Genomic DNA, 1,625 nt, shown 5'->3' with positions numbered 1-1,625 from the left:
CTACCTTTTTATGCTGCTTTCCAAGCTGCTTAATAGCCTGAAATCTGTTACTACCTCCCTTCTTTCGTCGGGATACCCGCTTCTGAATTACTTTTAGGCGTTTTTGAGATTTCCGATAATATTGAGGAATTTCAATAGTTTCGCCTTGAGAAGTGGTCAAGAAATCCTTGAGACCAACATCTATACCAATAATTGAGTCAGGATTAATATCAGGCTTAACCTCAGGGACAGTTTTGTCTTCTAGAGACAAAACCAAATAATAGCCGTCACATTTTTTTGTGATAGAGGCAGTCTTGATTTTAAACCCAGCAGGAATAGGGCGGTGAAGTACAACCTTTATTTTGCCTATCTTCGGGAGGTTAATTAAATTCCCTTCCAGGCACCCTTCTTTCATTTGGGGATAGGTAAAGGTACGGTAACGGTGTAGCTTCTTAAACCTGGGTCTTCCACTTCGTTTTCCATTACTATCACCTTTGATGAATCTATCAAAAGCCAGTTTTACCCTCTTGACTAAATCCTGAAGTACCTGAGAATGAATTACCTTGTACCAGGGGTGAGTCTTCTTTAGATTTGGTAGGGTCTTTTTCTGGCTGTAATAACCTGGGTTATCTCTTAATTGAGGAAGGTGACAGACAAGTGTGCAAGCATTTATAGAACAACGATTTTGCTCGTACCAAGAGAACCTATCTGCCAACAATTAATTATATTGAGCACACAACATAGACAGCCAATGGTCTATCTTTACTTTTTGCTCTTTTGTTGGTTTTAACCGGTACTGGTAGGCGACTCTCATCTGTTCTTCTCCCATGCTCGACCTGCTACTATTATAATATCCCGCCAGTCAGTCAGAATTAAAAAAATAAAAATGACAATTAGACTTACTGATTTTGAAAAGAGGCAACTGGAACAAGAAGCAAAAAGGATGGTTTGTTCGCGTTCGCCTTTGGCGTGGCCTACGGCCAAGCGTCGGCTACGCCGAAGTTACCGTAAGAATAAAGAAGCCTTAATCACAAAGATTTAACCAAAGGTGCGCTCTTCTTCGTCGAATTAAATTCGCCACGGGTCGCACCTCTTTTATGCATAGACGACTAACCATAAAAGCTTCTTTATTCTAAGGTTTCGTCTCCGGAATGTCTCAATCATCACTGCTTAGAAGATTGATAGCTCTATCCTTTGATCCGTGCATACCCTGTGCAAAATTCATCCCAGAGATGAAACCTTAGAATAGGGTCGCCTTAGTACAAAAAGATTTAACCATTAACTCACAGACTGCCAACTATAAAGGCGACCCTATTCTTGCGGTAACTTCTGACCACACTCATGCTGCGCATGTTCGTTGTGGGGCTTATTTTGCCGGACAGCTAAAGCCACAATCTCCTCTTCCTAAAACCCTCGCGCTAAATCTTTGAGTTGATTGGTAATAAGGAATATAGTCATCTAGTTCATCAATAATCCAGTTAATCAATATAGAAATCCGTGTGACGAATTTTCCTGATCAAAAATCAAGCGCGAGTATCGAAGCCCTGCCCAGGGGCGACCGGGGAAGAGAAACGAGAGACCAGGGCGGAAAAACGAGCCGGGGTATTTATTCCCCCTAAGTTACTTATGATGTGGATATTCAATGG

At 41.6% G+C, this 1,625-nt stretch carries 1 protein-coding gene and 1 pseudogene; one reads left to right on the top strand and one right to left on the bottom strand.

Translation table 11 applies throughout. From position 1 onward, the window contains the following. Positions 1–793 (bottom strand): annotated as a pseudogene (locus F6K53_RS40920) (transposase); the annotation flags it as partial. A 72-nt stretch (positions 794–865) separates the two neighbouring features. On the opposite strand from F6K53_RS40920, the gene F6K53_RS40915 reads away from it, so the two are divergent. Then, complete coding sequence (locus tag F6K53_RS40915; protein WP_293085976.1) at positions 866–1,021, top strand: hypothetical protein; 156 nt, start codon at positions 866–868, stop codon at positions 1,019–1,021. Positions 1,022–1,625: the final 604 nt, after the last annotated feature.

It is taken from the genome of Moorena sp. SIO4A1, assembly GCF_010672065.1.
In the GTDB taxonomy this organism is placed as follows: Bacteria; Cyanobacteriota; Cyanobacteriia; order Cyanobacteriales; family Coleofasciculaceae; genus Moorena.
Note: the sequence above shows the minus strand (reverse complement) of the source record. Positions and strands in the feature narration are given on the sequence as shown.

Excerpts from the sequence above, each read along its gene's own strand:
- F6K53_RS40915 (WP_293085976.1), top strand. The coding sequence starts at position 866 with ATGACAATTAGACTTACTGATTTTGAAAAGAGGCAACTGGAACAAGAA.